This is a genomic window from Paenibacillus baimaensis (assembly GCF_025567575.1).
Map to the genome: position 1 here is coordinate 66,239 of NZ_JAOQIO010000065.1, position 20,947 is coordinate 87,185.

The following is a 20,947-nucleotide window of genomic DNA, read 5'->3' on the forward strand; positions in this document are numbered from 1 at the left end:
TGTGTCATCCAATTTTCTTCAACGCAGGAAATCGTCATTTCCTCCGCTATATCATCACGTGGTAGCGAACACTTTAGCCCAGGCTTACGCAGAAAGTTTGCTGACGCAAACTCTTCAGTGTTCCCACGATATGACCAACATTACAAGGCTGTACCTGCCTTATCTCCTGCGATTTTCCTTGAAATGAAGAGAACAATGATGATGAGGATGATTTGCAGTACACCGTACGCACAAGCAGTACCAAATTCAAAGGAATACATTCGCTGAAAAATTTCAACTGAAATCGGAGTCGTTTTACCAGTAAATAAAAGAATTGAAGCGACAAATTCACCAATTCCTTGCACAAACGCCAGCAGCGCTCCGGCAAGAATTCCACTTAGAGCCATCGGAAATACAACTCGGCGGAAGCTATACCACCATGAAGCGCCTAAATTGCGGGCCGCCTCTTCTATAGAGCCATCCATCTGCATTAAGGTGGCTGATGTGGAGCGGAACACTAACGGTAAATGACGAACGAAATAAGCAAGCGGAAGCATCCAGAAGCTGCCGATTAATACCTGATTAAAGCTGAATATCGTGGGCTCGCTAAACGCCGTGATCAAGTTCACCCCGACCACCGTTCCAGGCAATGCCCAAGGTAGCATAATGAGAACATCCAGCAACGATTTCCCCTTGAACTTCATGCGGACCATGGCATAAGCAGCTGCCACACCAAAGATGATATTTCCGATCGTCGCGATGGAGCTCATCTTAAAGCTGTTGGCAATCGGGCGCCAGGTCTTGCTATCCGTAAACAGCTGCACATAGTGCTTCCATGTATACTCAGGAGGAAGAATTTGTGTGGTCCAGGTTCCGTCTGTGGAGAAGGATATGAGAACCAACACAAGAATGGGCAGAAGTAACACAATAACGCCAAGGAACGAAAGAATCATCGCTACGTATTTGCCTACAGCGCTCTTCACTTCTGTTCGGTGAACACTTACCCCTTTGCTCAAGTTCTGATAATTGCGCAGGCCTTGATACCAACGCATGATCATCAGGAACACGATGGAAACTACGGATAGAATGGTCGATTGTGAAGCTGCCATATCTAAATTCCCATTCGTTCTGGACAAGTAAATTTGCATCGTCATCGTTCGCTCGATTCCAAAAATAAGCGGAGCTGTATAAGAAGCCATCGCAACCATGAATACAAGCAAAGACGAAGCTATTAAAGCAGGTGTCAGCATGGGCAGAATGATTCGCCGCCATACATAGATCCGGCCAGCCCCAAGACTGGATGCAGCTTCCTCTAATGAAGGATCAAGTCCTTTGATCGCGGACGAAGCCGTCATATAAAAATAAGTGTACATCGTAAAGGTATGTACCATGAGCACGCCCCAAATGCCTTTTAAGGAAAAAGGAACCTGATCCAGATCAAATAACAGCTTTAACGACCGAGGGATAATGCCGCTTTCCCCGTACAGAAAAGTAAAGGACAAGACACCAACCAAAGGCGGTAATGCCATCGGAACCATCACCAGCACTGCGAGGATTTTCCTCCCCGGAAATTCGTAACGTTCCAGTAAGAAAGCCATGGCGACACCTACGATCGCACACGTAATTACACTTAAAACAGATATATAGATACTAGTCCACAAGGCTTCGAGATTGGAGGTATGCTCTAAACTAAAAAATTTAATGTAGTTCTTCAACGAAAACTGATCTTCCAGCTGTATACTTTGGAGAAAGGTTTGGAACAAAGGATACACTACGTAAGCTAATAGCACTAGAAACAAAGGAGCAACCAGAACATACACAAAATGCCGTGATGTGGTTATAGCTGTCCAAGAGAGAACAGGCTTGGGTGACGGTGATTTCAGTGTTGGTTTCATCATTCGCCTCCCATCTATCCTACAAAATAGATACTTTCTTTCGGAATGAAAAAAGCGATCTCTTCTCCACGTTGGCGAATACGATGTCCTTGATTAACAAACATCGCTTTCAATTGCATCGTACCGATTTGAGTCATATAATTTACACTTATGCCCGTGAATTCAGAAATCGTCACATTTCCCTTAACCACATTTTCCTGCTGCAGTTCCTCGGAACGCACTTCAAGAACCGATTCCGGGCGTATGGATGCCGTGATGCTGGCACCTACCTCAAGTTTGCATGCTGGCGATGAATTGTGAACCAAACCACGTAATATTAAATCCGGCGCAAAACGTACTACGACCTCCTCGCCCTCTATACGTTCTACCGTTCCCTCCCATAGATTGGATTCACCAATAAACGAAGCGACGAAGCGGTTCACAGGACGATTGTATATTTGTTCAGGAGTTCCTATTTGTTGAACGACGCCTCCCTGCATAACCATAATCCGATCAGACATGGACATCGCCTCGGCCTGATCGTGAGTAACATAGATCGTAGTTATACCGAGTTCCAGTTGAAGTCTCTTGATTTCCAATCTGGTTTCTTCTCTTAACTTGGCGTCTAAATTCGATAACGGTTCATCCAGCAGCAAAATTTGCGGCTCAATGACAAGCGCTCTTGCCAAAGCGACCCGTTGCTGCTGTCCGCCTGACAATTGATCGATGCGACGATTTCCGTACCCGTCCAAATGGACTTGTTTTTGTGCGCGCTCCACTCTTTGAACAATTTCCGATTTGGAAGTTTTCCTTACCTGGAGACCAAAAGCAATATTCTCAAAAACGGTCATATGGGGAAATAACGCATAGTTCTGAAAAACCATCCCGGTATTTCGTTTATTGGGAGGCAGGTTCGTTACATCCTGATTGCCAAAAAGTATACGTCCGGCACTCGGAAAATAAAATCCGGCTATCATGCGCAGTGTCGTTGTTTTTCCGCACCCGCTCGGTCCCAAAAAAGTAAAAAACTCTCCTGGTTTAATCTCGATATGGACGTCAGCAACTCCCTTTACATTTCCAAACTGTTTGCTTACATGATCCAAAGTTACATCAATCAAACTCGGTTCCCCCTTCGATGGAATTCCGGACGGAGAAGCACCTCCGCCCGGATGAAATTATTTCAAGCCTTTTCCTTTGATGCTTTCATCCCAGTACTGCATCCAATCTTTTTCTTTATTCGCCATTACAGTCCAATCCAGTGTCAGTGGCTTCAATTCGATTCCTTTCAACCAAGCAGGAAGAGAATCTTTGCTAATATCCGTACGGGTTGGAATTTGATACAATTTCTCCGCTAATTCCACTCTCAGCTTGGAATCAAAGAGGAATTCATAAAACTTTTTGGCAGCATCCATGTTCTTCGCGCCTTTGACTACACCTACGCCATCTACCAGAATAGGGGCACCGCTTGTTGGATAAATAAAGTCAAATGGTTGTTTCTGCAGTTCTTTCTGAATCATGATATCCTGTAAATTCCATAGGGATAATGTACCTTCTTCACGAGCTAACTTCAGATACAGGTTCGTTGGATCTTGCGCGTACTCCTTCGTGTTGGCATCAAGCTTCTTCAGCCAATCGTAGCCTTTTTTCGGATCTGCAGCGTCTTGACGGTAAATCATCGCGGAATAGATCGTTCTCATCGTACCGGAAGCCAATACACCGCGGATAATGATTTTATTTTTATATTTCGCATCCAATAAATCATCCCAATCCTTAGGCGCATCTTCCTTTTTCAACGCTTTGGAATTGTACATGATAACTTCCGGCAGCAGCATTTCACCATACCAACGGTCCTGCGCATCTTTGTACAAAGCAGGTACTTTATCGGCAAAGCTTGGTTTTACTGATTCCAAAAGACCTTCATTCGCTGCTGTCATAAGTCCTGATTGCGTACCACCCCACCAAAAATCGGCTTGCGGGTTCGCTTTTTCCCCACGTACACGCTCCAATACCTGCTGGGCCCCCATCGTTAGAACCTCTACTTCAACTTCCGGGTTCTTTTCCTTAAATTTAGGCATAATTTCATCAACCACATTCTTATCTCTGGCCGTATAAATGACAAGCTTTTGCTTCTGTGCAGGTTTTGGTGCTTCTGCCGCCGGCTTAACCGGATCTGCCGGTTTCGTCGTACTGGCTGGTGCTGTCGTACTACAAGCTGATACCGCCAGCATCGAGATGCTAAGTACCAGTCCTGTCAACCATGTCGAGCTTTTTTTTGTAGATTTCTTCATGTTTTAATTCCTCCTCTTTAATTTTACCCTCTGGATTTAAGTGTGGATGGGAAAGCTTCCAATACACTGTGGATCGCCCCTATGATCCCGGCTTGATCGCCTAAAGAAGCTAGTTCAAGCCGTGGAACATAAGGCACCCAATCGGTTAACATTTGTTGAATCCTCTGTACGCCATTTTCACCGATATGTATCATTTCCCCACTAAGTATCAATAGTTCCGGATCCATCACACTTGCTATATTGGCAATTCCATAGGCCCAATGTTTATAAATGTCATCTAGAAGCAACCCCGCCTCAACGACTCCCGTATTCGCTTTATCCACAATCTGCTTGATAATACTTGTGCCTTCTTCAATAGATGGGAGAATGGTTCTGGCCTTCTCATGAATAGCAGGTACTGAATAGTTGTTCTCAAATACCCCATACTCCTCATGACACCGATTGCCAACAGGACCAATTAGCATAAAGCCAATTTCCCCGCTTGCTTCTCGGGTACCTCGAAATAATTGTCCATCAATGACGATTCCGGCACCGATACCCGTACCCACATACATATAAACCAGATCGGAAGCACCTTTACCTACACCTTTATGGAACTCGCCCATGGTCATTAAGTTAACATCGTTATCTATAATAACGGGCAAACCCAGCCTATCTTCGATTTCCTTCTGTACAGGCAAGCCCATCCACCCTGTGCTTGGTGAATAGCTAACCGTGCCTTCTCTACGCTTTGTAATCCCCGGCAAACCCAAACCGATACCCAGCAGCCTGCTTTTATCAAATCCACTTTGGGCCAGTACGGTCGCAAGTCCTCTCTCAACACTTTGAATGGCTCCTTCCCCATCCTTGGGTTGAGATAAGCGTGCTGTGTATTGAAATAACAATTCCCCTTTTAAATCGGCAATCGCTAAATGGAGGATACTTCCTTCAAATACAGCACCTACTACACCGTAAGCCTGGAAATTGTATTCCAACAAAATTGGCTTCCTGCCGCCTTTAGACTCCCCGACCCCAACTTCACGAATTAATTTTTCTTGAATCATTTCATCAACCAATGCAGAAACACAAGGTCGACTTAACTCCGTCAGCTTGGCTAAATCAGCCCGCGACATCCGTGTTCCTTCTTTTAACTGATGAAGTATGCCTTCGCGATTGATTTGTTTAACCAACTTGGTGTTACCCGTTTGACCGCGACCAATCAATTGAATAGTTCACCTCCTTAATTAGTTAAAATGATTAACAAAGTATCTTAACTGGATTATAATGTGAACGGTTACATTTTGTCAATAGGTTTTTAGTATATTTTACGTTATATTTATGTTATTTTATTTAACATAAATAAGTTAAAATAAGGAGATTTATAATTATAAAACGAATAAAACGATAGTATCATGTGAAGTTTTGAGATATATTCCCTCTTTTTTCGTGTTATATTCGCGTTATGTTTGTGATACTGTATTATGATAGCTTTTGTTTTTATCACTGAGTTACGCTCTCACTTTCACAATGCATCACCAATATTGCATAGGGAAAAGCAAGACACTGAAGGCAATCAGCATCCTGCTATTCGGTTCCAAGCTAATATATCTATTTACGCAAAATTCCACACCGATGCATAAGAGAACTTCCTGACAGGACTTTATTTAGCTCGGATACAGCATGGTTGATATAATCGATTGTTGCTTCCGATATAGACTCAGTTGTTCAAGTACAAGGCGTTTCTTAACATCCACAGATAAACTCGAGTCCTAGAGCTGACGTCCATGCTGGGTACAAGAAAAAGGCCTGAATCACATCACGATTCAGGCCTTCTTTTACATTAACGATATTCCGGTGGGATACGCCTTGCTACGCTCGTTGCTATAGCCGCCTCCACGACCGCCTTGCGGACAGCGGGAACAACCTTGTCGTTAAATACACTCGGAATAATGTACTGCTCGTTTCTCTCATCATCGCCCACTACCGAAGCAATCGCGTACGCTGCGGCGAGCTTCATTTCCTCATTGATCGTCCGCGCCCGACAATCCAGTGCCCCCCGGAAAATACCGGGAAAACACAAGACATTATTGATCTGGTTCGGGTAATCACTGCGACCGGTGGCTAATACCCGCACGTAAGGCTCTGCAAGCTCCGGGTCGATTTCCGGCTCGGGATTGGCCATCGCGAACACAATCGGTTCCTCCGCCATATGCCGTATGTCCTCCACCTTCAGCACGCCTTTACGCGAAACACCGATAAATACGTCAGCGCCTCCGATGACATCCGACAAAGCGCCTTCACGTAAGTCGGGATTCGTCTGCTGCGCTACCCATGTCCACATGGGATTGCCATAGGTCTGTGTGCGGCACAACGCACCTTCCCGGTCCACTGCTATGATGTCGGTAACACCTGCGACCAGCAGCATTTTCACGATGGAGACACCCGCTGCGCCGATTCCGGTCACCACCACACGAATATCGGATGTCAACTTGCCAACGATTTTCAAAGCGTTGAACAGACCAGCCATAAGCACAACGGCCGTCCCATGCTGATCATCATGAAACACGGGTATATCCATTTCCTGCTTCAGCCGTTTTTCAATCTCGAAGCAGCGTGGAGATGAAATATCCTCCAGATTGATACCACCAAACCCAGGTGCAAGCAGCTTGACGGTACGAATAATTTCTTCGGTATCCTGAGTCGCCAGACAAATCGGAAAGGCGTCGACCCCAGCCATCTGCTTGAACAACATAGCTTTGCCTTCCATAACCGGCAGTGCAGCTTCAGGACCTATATCTCCCAGGCCCAACACAGCAGTCCCGTCCGTTACAACAGCTACCGTATTCCGTTTGATCGTTAACGCATAGACGCTGGATGGATTATCACGAATCGCCATGCATACGCGCGCTACGCCGGGCGTGTATACTTTGGACAGATCGTCGCGGTTTTTCACCGGCATTTTCGGCTGAATTTCGATTTTCCCGCCCAAATGGGCAAGGAACGTGGAATCGGAAACGTTAATGAGCTTAACACCCTGAAGCCCTTTAACTGCCTCCGTAATTTGTAAGACTGAAGCTTCGTGGATGCTCACCGTAATATCACGGATCGTCGTTTCCTTGCCTGCCCGGATGACATCCATCGCCACGATGTCTCCGCCCACCTGACCGATTTCCCCGGCAATTTCAGCGAACAAACCCTTTTGCTTATTAAACTCGACACGCATCACAATACTCGTATTCATTAATCTACATCCCACTGGTTAAGGTCAGCCAACATATTCAAATCCTTGGTCACTCCGACCTTGACCCTTTTGTTAACAGCTCCTAGACGATAATCCGCGTACAGGGAAATCTGCGGTAAGTCGCGTACGATGATATCCTGAATATCGTTGTAAATAGCTGTGCGTTTGGCTGGATCCATTTCCTTCAATCCTTTGATCAGCAGATCGTCCATTTCCTTGCTGCTATAGCCTGAATAATTATAAGACGTATTGTTCGTTTGCAAGTACATACTCAAATCCGGATCAATACTGAATGTCAAACCCAATAGCAATAGATCGAATTCATGCTTTTTGCCCAATTGCAGAACAGTCGCCAGATCAACCTTTTGGATAGTCGCTTTGACACCAACTGCTTTCAGGTTTTCCACGATAATATCGGCTGATTGCTCCCGTGACTTATTTCCGGTTGGTACTACAAAATTAAGCGTTTTGTTGAAATCCCAACCACCATCCTGCAGCAGTGCCTTTGCTTTAGCCGGGTCGTACGGGTAAGGCTTCAAATCTTTTTTATAATTAGGATGAATGGAAGTATAAGGGACGTCCATAATTTCCCCTTCACGTTTCAACAGACTGTCTACAATCGTTTTACGATCCATGGCATAGGCAATTGCCTGCCTGACCTTCGCGTTGGGAATCGTTTGCATGTTATAATACATCATTTGATAGTTGAGTGGTTTACCTGAGATCGTCTTGATGTTCGGCATACTCTTCACCTTCTCAAAATCCTGTACGGCTATGGTTCCCAGTCCCGGATAGTTCATGTCGATTTCACCACTCTGCAGCTGCGCGACAATGTTGGCTGAAGGCATAAATTTGAAAAATACTTTATCCAGTTTCGGTGCGCCACGGAAATAGTCTTTATTAGCTTCAAATTCTACATACTGGTCCTTCTCATTAGTTACGAATTTAAATGACCCGTTCGTGACGTTCGGCTTTTGCATAAATGGATGCTGGTTCAATTTCTCTGGATCTACATCTTTGAAAATATGCTTGGGTAAAGTGTTGATAGTAGCAAATCTTGATTTGAACAAATTCTCATCAGTTGGTGCGACCATCTTATATTGGATCGTGTAGTCATCAATTTTTTTGACGCCGGGAATCTCCCCTCCACCAGCAGGCAGCTGACCCTTCGCATCAAAGCCTTCCAAAAGAGCGTAAGAGGAAGTCGCCTTTGCGGTTACTTTCGGATTACCAATCAACTGGATCGTAAAAATAACGTCATCCGCCGTAACCGGATTGCCATCCGTCCATTTCGCCTTAGGGTTCAATTTGACCGTATACGTCAGGTTGTCTTTCGTCTCAATGCTGTCCGCCAGCTTGGGCAAAAATTTGAGCGTTGCTTCGTCCAGCGACATGAGCGGATCGAACAATACCGATACGAGGACCCCCGCCGTGCTGTCTGTTGCATTGATCGGATTAAACGCTCCCGGTGCGTTGGAAAGGCCGATGCTGACCGTTTTTTTGCCAGTTGACGGCTTGGCAGTTTCTGTCGGCTTATTGTCCCCGGATGTGGGGTTCGATACTGTTTTCGTTGATCCGCTGCAAGCTGATACTACGAATAGTGCAATGAGACTCGCGAAAACCAAAGCTTTTTTCAATCCTGCTCTCATATTCAATTCCTCCCGTTATTATAAAACTACTTCAAACTTTTCGGATCCACCGCGTCGCGTAATCCATCTCCGATAAAGTTAACCGCCAGTACGGCGATGACGATCATAAGCCCCGCAGGTATCCATAACCATGGTTGCGACGTTAACACTGTGAGCGACTGCGCCTCGGTTAGCATGTTCCCCCAGCTCGCAGTTGGCGGACGCACGCCCAGGCCGAGAAAGCTTAACGCTGCTTCCGTCGTAATAGCCCCGGCAATCCAGAAGGTGGCATTGACTAAAATCGGGGCGATCGTGTTCGGTAATATGTGCACAAACAATATCCGCGGTGTGCTGAGGCCGAGCGCAACGCCAGCTTTCACGTAATCCATCTGCTTCAAGGACAACGTGTTGCCGCGAACCAGTCGGGCAGAGCCGGTCCAACCAAGAAAACCCAGCACCAGAATGACATTCATCAGTCCAGGTCCTACCACACTGACGACGACAAGAATAAGCATCAACTGGGGAAAGGACATAAAGACGTCGGTTACCCGCATGATCAGCATGTCAACCCAACCTCCGAAGTAGCCGGACAGCAATCCCATGATCGTACCGATGGAGATGCCTATCACAACTGAGCCAGCCCCGACCATGAGCGATACTCTCGTGGCATAGATCAACCGGCTAAGCACGTCTCTACCGATCTGATCCGTACCGAGCCAATATTCGGAGGAAGGTGCAGCCTCAAAGGAACTCGTCACTTTATTAGGATCCATTGGCGCGATAATCGGTGCAAAAATCGCCAACAACGCCATGATAACGATAATAACCAGGCCGGTGACAGCAAGCTTGTGTTTCAGGAATCGTTGCACAACCGATCGCAAATAGCTTTCCTCAAAGGCAGGATACTCCACTTCCTCTTCTGGATTGCGATCTGGATCTCGATCCGGATTTCTATACAGCTTGCTCCCAGCTATCCGCCCGCCGTGCACATCGAGCTCTGTTGCCGACACAGGAATCCCCCTCTCTATTTGTATTTAATTCGTGGATCGGCAACGGAATAAGCGACATCCGTGAGCAGGTTGGCCGCCAAAACCATGAACGCGGCCAGCAAATTGAGACCCATCAACGTCGGATAATCGCGCGACATGATCGACGACATCGTCAGTTGACCGATACCCGGCCATGAAAAAATTTGTTCGGTGACAACAGCTCCACCCAGAAGTACCGGAATTTCAAAACCAATGACGGTAATAATCGGGATCAAAGCGTTGCGCAGGGCGTGCTTGTTGATGACGACAAATTCCCGCAGCCCTTTGGCCCGCGCTGTCCGCAAATAATCCTGTCCCAAAATTTCCAGCATGCTTGCTCGTACATATCGCAGCTTTTTGCCCGCAATCCCGATGCCAAGCACGAGCATAGGTAGGATGAGATGCACAAATCGATCACCGAACCCGCCGTCTCCGCCAAGTGTCTTCATACCGCCGGAAGGCAGCCATTTCAATTCCAGTGCAAAAACGTATATGAGACCCAGACCGAGAAAAAAGTGCGGTACAGAGATGCCGAGAAACGAACCTCCTGTGGCAAAGTAGTCCAGCTTGGAATACTGCCGCGTTGCGCTAAGAATGCCGAGCGGAATGGCGATCACAATGCCGAGCAGCAAAGACGCGCCCATCAGCAATACCGTCGGTCCGATTCTTTCAGCAATCAGTTGGCTGACAGGCTGAAACGTAGTAAGAGAAAAACCTAAATTGCCTTGGAGCACATTTTCAATCCAGTGATAATACTGCACGTATAACGGAGCGTTCAACCCGAGCAATTCTTTCTTCGCTTCGATCTCCGCGGCAGACGTATTCGGGTCAATCATCATTTCCACCGGATTGCCGGGCGCCATGTTCATAATGATGAAATTCAGGACGGTAACGCCAAGCAGCACAGGAATGGCGATGAGCAGCCGACGAACGATATAGGAAAACACGCAATCACCTTCCTTCCATAAGCATAAGCTTGTCAACAACAGTACACTTACTAGTCGTGTAAACGCTCTCTTCGCACTGTGTACGCCTTTACGAAACCAATAATCGTTTGCTTACGAGTCGACCTCAAAGCAGGCTACCGCATGATCATTCCCCTTCAGGAGTGGCTCCTGCTCGCGGCATATCGATTTGGCCAAAGGGCAGCGCGTATGAAAACGGCACCCGCTCGGCGGATTGGCCGGACTCGGGACATCCCCTTGGATGACGATCCGCTCCTTCGACCGCAAATGCGGGTTCGGTACGGGGTATGCACTCAGAAGCGCTCGTGTATACGGATGCTGCGGATTGCGGAATATATCCTCAGTTCTGGCAATCTCCACAATTTTACCTAAATACATGACCGCAATCCGGTCGCTTATATAACGGACGGCTCCCAGCCCGTGACCGATAAACAAGTACGTAAGCTGCAGTTCCTCCTGCAAATCTTTCAACAGGTTCAATATTTGTGCCTGAATCGAAACGTCCAGAGCGGAAACGGGTTCGTCACAGATGATCAGCTTCGGGTTAAGCGACAATGCACGGGCAATGCCAATGCGCTGCCGCTGCCCGCCGGAAAACTCGTGCGGGTAGCGGTTTTTATACGATTTTGGCAGACGTACCATTTCGAGCAGATGATCCACCCTGTTCTGGACCTCACGGCCAGCTACGATCCGGTGCGCATTCAACGGCTCTGCCAAAATATCTTTGATCTGCTTCCTCGGGTTCAACGACGAATAGGGATCCTGGAAAATAATTTGCAGATCGGAGCGGACCTTCTTCATCTCCCGATTCGAGTAATCGGTAATATCGCGATCCTGAAAATAAATCCGGCCCGCTGTCGGCGTCTCCAGCCTGACGAGCGTTTTCCCGATCGTGGATTTGCCGCAGCCAGACTCGCCAACGAGTCCCAGCGTTTCCCCCGGAAAAATGTCAAAGCTGATATCGTCCACAGCTTTGACGTAGCCGACCGTTTTGGAGATGATACCTTTCTTGATTGGGTAGTAGGTTTTAAGTCGTTCTACCCTCAATAAGGGATCCAGCTGTGTAACGGGAATTTCCCATTGCCTCACGCTCATATACTACCTCCCTCCTCAATCAGCCAGCATCGTGCCGAATGCCCAGGGCCAACCGGGAGCAACGGAGGCTGCTCTAGCAAGCAGCGTTCGGTCGCATGGGAGCAGCGGGAATAAAAACGGCAGCCCTTGGGCATGCGATGCAGCATTGGAACGGTTCCCGGTATCGAAGCCAGTCGTTCTTCCGCATCGTATTCGAGACGCGGAATCGACTTCATCAAGCCTTGCGTATAAGGATGCATGGGAGCATCAAACAGCTTGAACACGTCGGCTTCCTCGACGATTTGCCCGGCATACATGACGATAACTTTGTCTGCCATTTCTGCAATGATGCCCAAATCGTGGGTAATCAGCATAATCGCAGTACCCAAATCTTCCCGCAGCTTCTTCATAAGCTCGAGGATTTGTGCCTGAATCGTCACGTCCAGGGCGGTCGTCGGCTCATCGGCGATCAATAGAATCGGCTTGCAGGCCAGAGCCATTGCGATCATAACCCGCTGCCGCATGCCGCCAGATAACGCGTGCGGGTATTCGTCCATAATGTCCGACACACGCGGAATACCCACCTTCTTCAGCATTTCCGAGGCGTGTACCCACGCTTCCTTATTAGAAAGCCGCAAATGAAGCTTGATGCCTTCGATCATCTGGTTGCCTATGGTAAAGACCGGATTCAAGGAAGTCATCGGCTCCTGAAAAATCATCGAGATGTCGTTGCCGCGTATACCGCGAAGGCGATCCTCGCTCAGCCCGACAAGATCGGTGCCGTTAAACTGAATATTTCCTTTTGTGATCCGGCCGTTTCCTCCAAGCAGGCGCATGATCGAAAGCGAAGTAACGCTTTTGCCGCAGCCGGACTCGCCAACAATGCCGAGCGTTTCTCCCGGATTCAAGGAAAAGCTGATGTCATCGACGGGAACAACCTCTTCCCGATCCGTGCGGAAGGCGACCTGCAGATTCGTTATTGCCAACAAACTGTTCACGTCTATCACCACAATTCTTGTTTAGTTCCTGTTAAACACGACCAGCTTCAGTTCTGTCATTTCCTCAACCGCATATTTAAGCCCTTCGCGTCCGAAGCCGCTTTCCTTGACGCCGCCGTAAGGCATATGATCGACGCGGAACGTCGGAATATCATTAATCATCACTCCACCGACATGAAGCTTCTCAGCCGCAGTCAAAGCGGTATGAATATTGTCCGTGTAAATGCCTGCTTGCAAACCGAACCTCGAATCGTTAACCAGCCCAATGGCTTCATCCACCGAACGGACCCGCTGGATAATGACAATGGGTGCGAATACCTCCTGGCAGGAAACCTTCAAGCTGGCGTCAGCTTCCAAAATAACGGTCGGCAGCAGCACATTCCCAACCGCAGTTCCACCTGCGGCAATTGTTGCCCCATGCCTCTTCGCTTCACCGATCCAGTCCAGCGTGCGCTGCACATCGCCAGTCGAGATCAGTGCGGAAACGTCAGTAGCCGGATCGAGTGGATCCCCTATACGCAGCTTACCCGTCGCTTCAACGAATTTGGCAACAAATTCATCGTATATCGCTTCATGAGCGTACACCCTTTGCAAGGAAATACATACTTGTCCCTGAAAGGAAAAAGCCCCGGGGACGCTGCGTGCAACGATTTTATCGATATTCGTGTCTCTGTCGACGATCACCGCCGAGTTCGCACCAAGCTCCAGCGTCACGCGCTTGAGCCCCGCCTTGTTGCGAATACCAATGCCGACCACCGGGCTTCCAGTGAATGTGACCATCTTGACACGATCGTCCGTCACAATCCGGTCTCCGACGATCCGGCCGCTACCGGTTACCACGTTCAGTGCACCGTCTGGCAAGCCCGCTTCCTTCAACAGCTCGGCGATGAGCAGTGCCGTCAGCGGTGTTTGGCCTGCTGGCTTCAAGACGATCGTATTTCCGGAAGCAATGGCGGGTCCTACCTTATGAGCAACCAGATTCATCGGGAAATTGAACGGGGTAATGGCTCCGATTACGCCGATCGGCTCCCGAACAGTATAGGCTACTCTGCCTTCGCCGCCGGGCGCCGCGTCCAAGGACAACGTTTCGCCGTGTATACGCTTCGCCTCCTCCGCCGCGAATTTATACGTCTGAATTGTGCGTACAACCTCGACCTTCGCGGTCGTGATCGGCTTAGCCGCTTCCAACGCGATGAGCCCGGCTGCTTCATCCAGCCGCTGCTCCAGGAGCTGCGCCAGCTTTTCCAGAATAGCTGCCCGCTGGTGTGCTGGCATGGCCCTCATCACGGCAGCAGCACGGCTGGCGGCATCGATCGCCTCGTCCACCTGGTCCGTTGATGCGGCCGCAATGTCCGCTATTTGCTCTCCGGAATAAGGCGAGTAAAGCGGGTAATAATCGACTGCCTGGATCCAGCTGCCGTCAATAAATAATTCTTTTCTCATCTGAGCTTTCCCCCCAATCCTTATTCAACGCTGACGTCCCGTACCCCGCACCATTCCAGGATAAACGCCGCATATACCTTCGTACACGCCTTGAGACTCGGTAAATCAACCCACTCGTCGGCCGAATGAATGTTGCCACCTCGAGGACCATAACACGTTGCCGGTATATTATAGTACAGATTGTAATGCCGGATATCCGTGAGTGCCGTAAGGCCGGAGCGGTATTGCATCGGTTCGTCCAGTACTTTGCCATGAGCGCTCTCCAGTACGCTGAATAGCTCCTCCTTCGGATCAATCACGACACCGTTTGCATGGAAGCCGAAAAACGTAATCTCGGGCGGAACCTCACGCAGCCATTCATCCTGTGACGCCGCTTCCAGCAGCCAGGCCAACACATCGTCCTTCACATCCTGCGGGTCCTGCCCGGGATACAGCCCTGCTCTTACCTCAAAATAACAGTCGGCCGGCACTGTCGACGGCCAATCGCCACCCTTGATAACCCCGATATTGACATTAAGCGGATGGTTCACATGCCCAAATTCCGGATGCTTGGGCGCATTGTTGATCTTGTCACTGTAACGGCCTAACGCCTGAATAAGCACGTATGCCTTCTCGATCGCATTGATCGACTTGGCCTTGCCGCTCACATGAGCTCCAGCACCTGTTATCCGTACTCGAAACCAAATGACCCCGACTTGCGACAATGAGACGCCATGTCCGGATGGCTCGGGAATAAGCGCTCCATCAGCCACATACCCTTTGACTAAAGTCGCCAAAGCCCCGTTACCCGTACACTCTTCCTCAAGAACAGTCTCGATCAGCAGATCGGCGGATAGCTCGATACCGGACGCCTGAATCGCCTTTACGGCATAGATCATCGCGGATACGCCCGCTTTCATATCCATGATGCCCCGACCGTACATGCGATCACCTTCGATCGTCGCTCCCCAAGGATCGTAATTCCAGAGCCTTACCGGCTCAGGGCTGACCACATCGACATGCCCTTGCACAATAAGGCTTTTGCCTCGCTTCGGCCCATTCGAGACCCATTTGGCAACAACGACTGGACGATTGTCATAGGTCCACTCAACCGGGGAAAATTCCTTATGCGAAGCCATCATTTTCAAATCCGGTATGAAACAATCTGTTTCTAACTGCATATCGCGGAACGTATCAGCCAAAAAACGTTGAATGGGCCCCTCATTATGAAGCGTGCTCTTATATCGGCCCAACTGCTGCAAAAAGCCGATCTGTTCCTCCCAGAGCTGATCTACCGCCTTAAATACCTGATCTGTATGATTCAAATGAATTCGCTCCTTTTCATAGCACTCGCTGCTTGCCGTTATCTCTGGACAGCCGGTTGAACGTCTTGCGGTATTGGACAAACGTACACATCCCCATCCAGTCTTTCTTTTAATTCATCTTTGGCCTTTGCGAGCAACTCCGGATTCTGCATGAGCTCCACTGCTGTTGCGGCAATCACCTTTCCTGCGTGCAGCATGCCTTTGTGGGCAAACGAAGTCGTTCCCTGCGCGACCATCTGCCAGCTATGGAACGGGGTACCAAGTGCTGTACAGGCACAGTAGCATTCCGTCGTCGGCGTTATCCAGCTGACATCACCTACATCGGTGGAGGCAGACATTGTTGCGGTTGGCCGGTAAGGCAGCAGGACGTCAGCAAGTTCTTTATTGCTTAGCTCCGGGTATTGTTTCATTTGTTTATCTGCTTCCGTCAACGTAGCACGAAAATCCCGTGCCACCTGCAGTTCGTGCTCATCGAAGCCAGGGACGCCAAGCTCGGTATACATCCGATGCATAACCATATCAAGAGTTGTGTTTCGCACGAGATTGGAACACGCCTTGCCGAAAACAATTTCTACCTTCGTGTCGGTCATGAGCGCCGCACCCCTGGCGATGTTTGAGACACGCTCGTAAATGTCCTGAACCTGCGGAATCTTGGGCGCTCTCATCATATAGAGCACTTCGGCCTCCCCCTGGACGACGTTCGGCGAATTTCCTCCCGTGTTCAATACCGCGTAGTGGACACGCGCTTCGGGAATGATATGCTCTCTCAAATAATTCGATCCTACGTTCATCAGCTCCACCGCATCCAAAGCGCTTCGGCCCAAATGAGGGCTTCCTGCAGCATGTGTGCTCCTGCCCTTGAATTTGTAATAGACCTGATAGTTAGCCAGCGAATCCGAAGGCATGATGCCATGGTAAGGTGCGGGATGCCACGTCAAGGCGAAATCCACATCGTTGAACAGTCCCGCTCTGGCCATATAGGTTTTGCCGGATCCCAGCTCTTCCGCCGGACAGCCATAGTAACGAATCGTCCCGGGAAGTTGATTCTCCTCGGCGTATTGGCGCAGAGCGACGGCAGCAGCCAACGCACCAGTGCCCAGCAGATTGTGGCCGCAGCCGTGTCCACTAATTTTTGAGTCAACAGGTGACTGCTTGGCAATTTCCTTATGCTGACTCAGCCCGAACAAGGCATCGTATTCGCCAAGTATAGCGACGACTGGCTTGCCGCTTCCCCAACTCCCAACGAAAGCGGTTTCAATTCCTGCCGCTCCTTTCTCTACACGGAACCCTTCATTTTCCAACGTATCACACAGCAGCTTCGCAGACTTAAACTCCTCATAACGGGTTTCCGCATAGTCCCATATCTCATCACTTATCCGGATGAATAAGTCCCGCTTCTGCTCGATAATTTCCGCCAATCGTTCTGTTCGGCTCATCGCACCCTCCCACTCTCTTATCCTGAATCGAACCCCTGGAATCATTCCATTTAACAACAAGCGGAGCCCCTAATGTTCCTGATTCCATTGTATAGGCTACTTACTACGGAATCTATGGCACAAGGTGATGAAATTCGCCCTCTTTTTTATCCTGAAGAGATAAAAAATGAAGGCTATCCGAACCGGCGCCACGCATTTGTCCTTGACTACAAATGATTGGAAGTTTTCCAAGTTGACTTAGGAAGAACATCGGAATTAGCTTCATAAAATGGACTACACATCACATCTTGAAGTTTAGAATTTAAATAACATGTCATTTCTGTCGCTCAAATCCCTGTATATGAATCGTTTATGCGGTATGCTATCATAAAAAGTAATGATAACTGAACATTTTTTATTATCTTCATGAGCTAAATCCGCAGCACATTTGGGCAGGAGGGATCGATAGTGGAATTGCTTGATGCTTTGCAGCTTCATTCACTACAACAAGCCCGAGTCGTTGCCGGTTCACAGGGACTTCATCGTACGATCCGCTGGGTACATATTGTGGATCTGCCGGATCCGCTGCCCTGGGTGCAGTCAGGCGATTTTTTGCTTACAACCGGATATTCATGGCCGCGCGAAGAGGCGGAGCAACGTAATCTTATCTATGGATTGGCGAAGCAAGGACTAACTGGTGTAGGATTAGCTGTACCCCGTTTTTTTGATCAATTCCCCACTGCCGCGTGTCTCGCAGCAGCAGAGCTAAATTTTCCATTGATTGAGATTCCATGGGAAATTCCATTCAATACGATAACAGAAGAAATCCACAATTCGATCCTGGCCCAGCATTACAAATTTCAGGAGCAGTCTGTATATATACATAATGAACTTTTACGAGTGGCTCTCGAAGCAACGAGTCTTCAAGATATCACATCAACTTTGGGCAGGCTGATTGCCCGAACCGTTATTATCCAACATACGGATGGTCCTTTACTTGCTGATTATATGCATGCAGATGAGGGAAACCAGGTGAGTATGCAAACGGCTGAACATGAAGTGCTGCCAAAGGAACTATATACCCAAGTAGAGGATAAGCGTTATTTAACGACTCTACGATCAAGCACGCAGCCTTTGCGAGTATCTGCTATCCCGGAAAACAGCATACCGGCACGGCTTATATGCCCAATTCATATTAAGCGGGAACTCGTTGGACTGTTATGGATTGTCGAGGGGGAATCTCCTATCGGAGAATTAGATATTCGCGCCGTACAGTATGCGTCCATTGTCATGGCTTTACATATTTCCCAACAGAGAGCGCTTGCATCTCTGGAAGCACAAATGGGTTATTCGTTTCTGGATTCTTTGCTGGAAGGCCATTTTAATCCAACCCCCCAAGCGCTGCGACGATCAGAAGTATTAGGATTCAATTCCGAAGGCGTGTACTCCGTCGGGATGATCGTATTAAATTCTCAGGTTCCCATGTCCAGGGAAGGAATTCTCAAACGAGAACAGCTTGCCGAACATTTAAAACGAAGACTGTACGAGCTTCAAACGCCTGCTGTTCTTTCATTTACGCAGAATCAAATTTTCTTTCTGCTGCCTGACCAATTTCCTGTAGGAGAGATGTGGGCTACTATTAACGCACCTGATGTTTCGTTGGCAGTTAGCCGTCCCTACCGTGGATTCGAGAAAGTCCAGCAAAGCTATAAGGAAGTGTGTTCCATCATGCCGCATCTCGTTTTCGGCCAATTTCATTATTATGAAGATTTGTTGGTGGCTCGTATCCTTATGGGTGACAAAGAAGCCCGCTCCTCTTTTTTCGAAAAGTTGTTCGGGCCACTTCGGGGTATTAAAAATGGCGATATCCTGATTAAAACGATGCTGGCTGCAGCCCGCTCTGGTTTTCATCTAAAAAACACGGCTGAAGAATTGCGTATTCATCCAAAAACTTTACGATATCGATTGGATCGAGCTATTACCATAGGAGGATTTGACTTCGGCAACACGGAAACACAATTTAATCTTCAACTTGCCGCTCGCATTTTAGCTCTGGAGGATGTTCATTTTCTATAAAATCATCCTTACACAACACCCACCTCGTAGCCCTGGGAAGCTTACGCAGGTGGGTGTTTGTTTGATGTGTCAACTCATTTTTCTTTTATCCTCTTGGGCTAATGATTTATCCTTCAGGGATAAGATAAGTAAAAATATTCATCACTGATTGCAATAGATATCAAAATATAGTTTACCTTATAATCGATACAAGCAAACCACTACGAACCATTCATTGATATTAATAGAAAATTTTTGTTTTTAAACATCATCATTAAAGGAGATAAGACGATGAACAAGACACGTAATTTTGTATCCGTTTCATCAAAGTCCGGTGTGAAATCCAAGGAGTTACTTGAAAAGAGACAGCAATTTGTGCCAAGAGGCATTGGAAACAATACCCCGATTTTTGTTCAAAAGGCGCAAGGCGCTCTGCTGCATGACGTGGATGGTCATGTATTTCTCGATTTTGCAGGTGCGATCGGTACTTTGAACGTAGGCCATTGTCCGCCTGAGGTTGTCAAAGCTGTACAACAGCAAGCTGAGCAATATATTCATACTTGTTTTCACGTGGCCATGTATGAACCCTATGTAACACTAGCAGAGAAGCTTGCACAAATTACGCCAGGAAATTTTCCGAAGAAGACGATTCTTTTAAACAGTGGAGCAGAAGCTGTTGAGAATGCTATTAAAATTGCCCGAAAATATACAGGGAAAACTGGAATTATCTCATTCACACGCGGGTTCCATGGACGCACCTTATTGGGAATGTCTTTAACCAGCAAAGTCAAGCCATACAAATTCCAAATGGGACCCTTTGCTCCGGCCATTTATAAAGCCCAATACCCTTATCCGTTGAATTGTCCTGAAGGCATGTCAGCGAAAGAATACGGCCTTTATTGTGTTCGACTATTTGAGGATTTACTTCTTACCGAGGTATCTGCCGAAGAAGTAGCTGCGGTCATCATGGAGCCTGTACAAGGTGAAGGTGGTTTTATTGTTCCTCCAAAAGAATTTGTACAAGGGATTTATGAGATTTGTAAGAAAAACAACATTCTGTTTATTGCAGATGAAATTCAAACCGGATTTGGTCGTACCGGAGAGATGTTTGCTTCAACTCATTTTGGAATTGAACCCGATCTGATCACGATGTCCAAATCGATTGCTGCTGGACTGCCGATAAGTGCTGTGACGGGAAGAGCAGAAATGATGGATGCCCCAAACCCCGGTGAAATTGGAGGAACTTATGGAGGCAGTCCGCTTGGGTGTGTTGCCGCATTGGCTGTATTAGAAATCATGGAACGTGATGATCTCGTCGGAAGATCTACCCGTATCGGCAAAACGATTCTCAGTTTCTTCGCAGCCCTGCAAAAATCAGTACCGCTGATCGCCGATGTACGCGGACTGGGTGCCATGTGCGCAATTGAGTTTATCCATCCACAAACCAAGCAGCCGGCAAAAGAATTCGTGACGCAGCTAACCAAAGCCTGCTACGAATCCGGTGTCATTATCCTAAGCGCTGGCATACACGGCAATGTTGTGCGGTTTCTGACTCCGTTAGTAATAACGGACGATCAACTGGAAGAAGGCTTGTCTATTATTGGCGAATTAATTGAAGAACAGTATGCAAATTTGATATAGCGTTGGGGGTTCTGAGTGAATTGCTAGAAAACACG

15 protein-coding genes are annotated in these 20,947 nt (G+C 47.9%); 2 read left to right on the top strand and 13 right to left on the bottom strand.

Annotation, left to right across the window (positions count from 1 at the left end):
- Positions 1-140 precede the first annotated feature (140 nt).
- The 13 genes from OB236_RS16305 to OB236_RS16365 form a co-directional block, all read right to left on the bottom strand.
- On the bottom strand, positions 141-1,874 hold the full coding sequence (locus OB236_RS16305) for an ABC transporter permease (protein WP_076236790.1): 1,734 nt from the start codon (positions 1,872-1,874) through the stop codon (positions 141-143).
- 14 nt (positions 1,875-1,888) lie between these two features.
- Positions 1,889-2,971, bottom strand: a complete 1,083-nt coding sequence (locus OB236_RS16310; RefSeq protein ID WP_262684933.1) for an ABC transporter ATP-binding protein — start codon at positions 2,969-2,971, stop codon at positions 1,889-1,891.
- Positions 2,972-3,028: 57 nt separating this feature from the next.
- Positions 3,029-4,141: an extracellular solute-binding protein gene (locus OB236_RS16315; RefSeq protein ID WP_262684934.1), complete on the bottom strand. Its 1,113-nt coding sequence runs from the start codon at positions 4,139-4,141 to the stop codon at positions 3,029-3,031.
- Positions 4,142-4,164: 23 nt separating this feature from the next.
- The gene (locus OB236_RS16320) at positions 4,165-5,343 is read right to left on the bottom strand and encodes an ROK family transcriptional regulator (RefSeq protein WP_262684935.1); all 1,179 of its coding nucleotides are present in this window, start codon (positions 5,341-5,343) and stop codon (positions 4,165-4,167) included.
- 617 nt (positions 5,344-5,960) lie between these two features.
- The gene (locus OB236_RS16325; RefSeq protein WP_262684936.1) at positions 5,961-7,361 is read right to left on the bottom strand and encodes an NAD-dependent malic enzyme; all 1,401 of its coding nucleotides are present in this window, start codon (positions 7,359-7,361) and stop codon (positions 5,961-5,963) included.
- On the bottom strand, positions 7,361-9,010 hold the full coding sequence (locus OB236_RS16330) for an ABC transporter substrate-binding protein (protein ID WP_262684937.1): 1,650 nt from the start codon (positions 9,008-9,010) through the stop codon (positions 7,361-7,363). Before OB236_RS16330 ends, OB236_RS16325 begins: the two co-directional genes overlap by 1 nt.
- Positions 9,011-9,036: 26 nt before the next feature.
- Positions 9,037-9,900: an oligopeptide ABC transporter permease gene (gene opp4C, locus OB236_RS16335; protein ID WP_262684995.1), complete on the bottom strand. Its 864-nt coding sequence runs from the start codon at positions 9,898-9,900 to the stop codon at positions 9,037-9,039.
- 113 nt (positions 9,901-10,013) lie between these two features.
- Positions 10,014-10,964 (bottom strand): ABC transporter permease, encoded by a 951-nt coding sequence (locus tag OB236_RS16340; RefSeq protein WP_262684938.1) that lies wholly within the window; start codon positions 10,962-10,964, stop codon positions 10,014-10,016.
- A gap of 111 nt (positions 10,965-11,075) precedes the next feature.
- Positions 11,076-12,077 (bottom strand): ABC transporter ATP-binding protein, encoded by a 1,002-nt coding sequence (locus tag OB236_RS16345; RefSeq protein WP_262684939.1) that lies wholly within the window; start codon positions 12,075-12,077, stop codon positions 11,076-11,078.
- Entirely contained in the window at positions 12,074-13,054 is a 981-nt protein-coding gene (locus OB236_RS16350; protein WP_262684941.1) for an ABC transporter ATP-binding protein, read from the bottom strand. Before OB236_RS16350 ends, OB236_RS16345 begins: the two co-directional genes overlap by 4 nt.
- Before the next feature lie 21 nt (positions 13,055-13,075).
- Positions 13,076-14,497, bottom strand: coding sequence for an aldehyde dehydrogenase family protein (locus OB236_RS16355; RefSeq protein ID WP_262684943.1), 1,422 nt, complete (start codon positions 14,495-14,497; stop codon positions 13,076-13,078).
- 20 nt (positions 14,498-14,517) lie between these two features.
- Positions 14,518-15,801, bottom strand: a complete 1,284-nt coding sequence (locus tag OB236_RS16360) for an ArgE/DapE family deacylase (RefSeq protein WP_262684944.1) — start codon at positions 15,799-15,801, stop codon at positions 14,518-14,520.
- Between the two features lie 38 nt (positions 15,802-15,839).
- Complete coding sequence (locus tag OB236_RS16365; RefSeq protein ID WP_262684945.1) at positions 15,840-17,237, bottom strand: M20 family metallopeptidase; 1,398 nt, start codon at positions 17,235-17,237, stop codon at positions 15,840-15,842.
- A 447-nt stretch (positions 17,238-17,684) separates the two neighbouring features.
- Here OB236_RS16365 and OB236_RS16370 point away from each other — a divergent pair, with 447 nt between their 5' ends.
- Positions 17,685-19,292: a PucR family transcriptional regulator gene (locus OB236_RS16370; protein ID WP_262684946.1), complete on the top strand. Its 1,608-nt coding sequence runs from the start codon at positions 17,685-17,687 to the stop codon at positions 19,290-19,292.
- A 270-nt stretch (positions 19,293-19,562) separates the two neighbouring features.
- Positions 19,563-20,912 carry a 4-aminobutyrate--2-oxoglutarate transaminase gene (gene gabT / locus OB236_RS16375; RefSeq protein ID WP_262684947.1) on the top strand — a complete coding sequence of 450 codons (1,350 nt, stop codon included), beginning with the start codon at positions 19,563-19,565 and terminating at the stop codon, positions 20,910-20,912.
- Positions 20,913-20,947: the final 35 nt, after the last annotated feature.

Bases quoted from the DNA above. Each gene is read 5' to 3' on its own strand.
- OB236_RS16325 (WP_262684936.1), bottom strand. From the start codon at position 7,361: ATGAATACGAGTATTGTGATGCGTGTCGAGTTTAATAAGCAAAAGGGT.
- OB236_RS16330 (WP_262684937.1), bottom strand. From the start codon at position 9,010: ATGAGAGCAGGATTGAAAAAAGCTTTGGTTTTCGCGAGTCTCATTGCA.
- OB236_RS16365 (WP_262684945.1), bottom strand. From the start codon at position 17,237: ATGAGCCGAACAGAACGATTGGCGGAAATTATCGAGCAGAAGCGGGAC.
- gabT (WP_262684947.1), top strand. From the start codon at position 19,563: ATGAACAAGACACGTAATTTTGTATCCGTTTCATCAAAGTCCGGTGTG.
- OB236_RS16355 (WP_262684943.1), bottom strand. From the start codon at position 14,497: ATGAGAAAAGAATTATTTATTGACGGCAGCTGGATCCAGGCAGTCGAT.
- OB236_RS16315 (WP_262684934.1), bottom strand. From the start codon at position 4,141: ATGAAGAAATCTACAAAAAAAAGCTCGACATGGTTGACAGGACTGGTA.
- OB236_RS16345 (WP_262684939.1), bottom strand. From the start codon at position 12,077: ATGAGCGTGAGGCAATGGGAAATTCCCGTTACACAGCTGGATCCCTTA.
- OB236_RS16305 (WP_076236790.1), bottom strand. From the start codon at position 1,874: ATGAAACCAACACTGAAATCACCGTCACCCAAGCCTGTTCTCTCTTGG.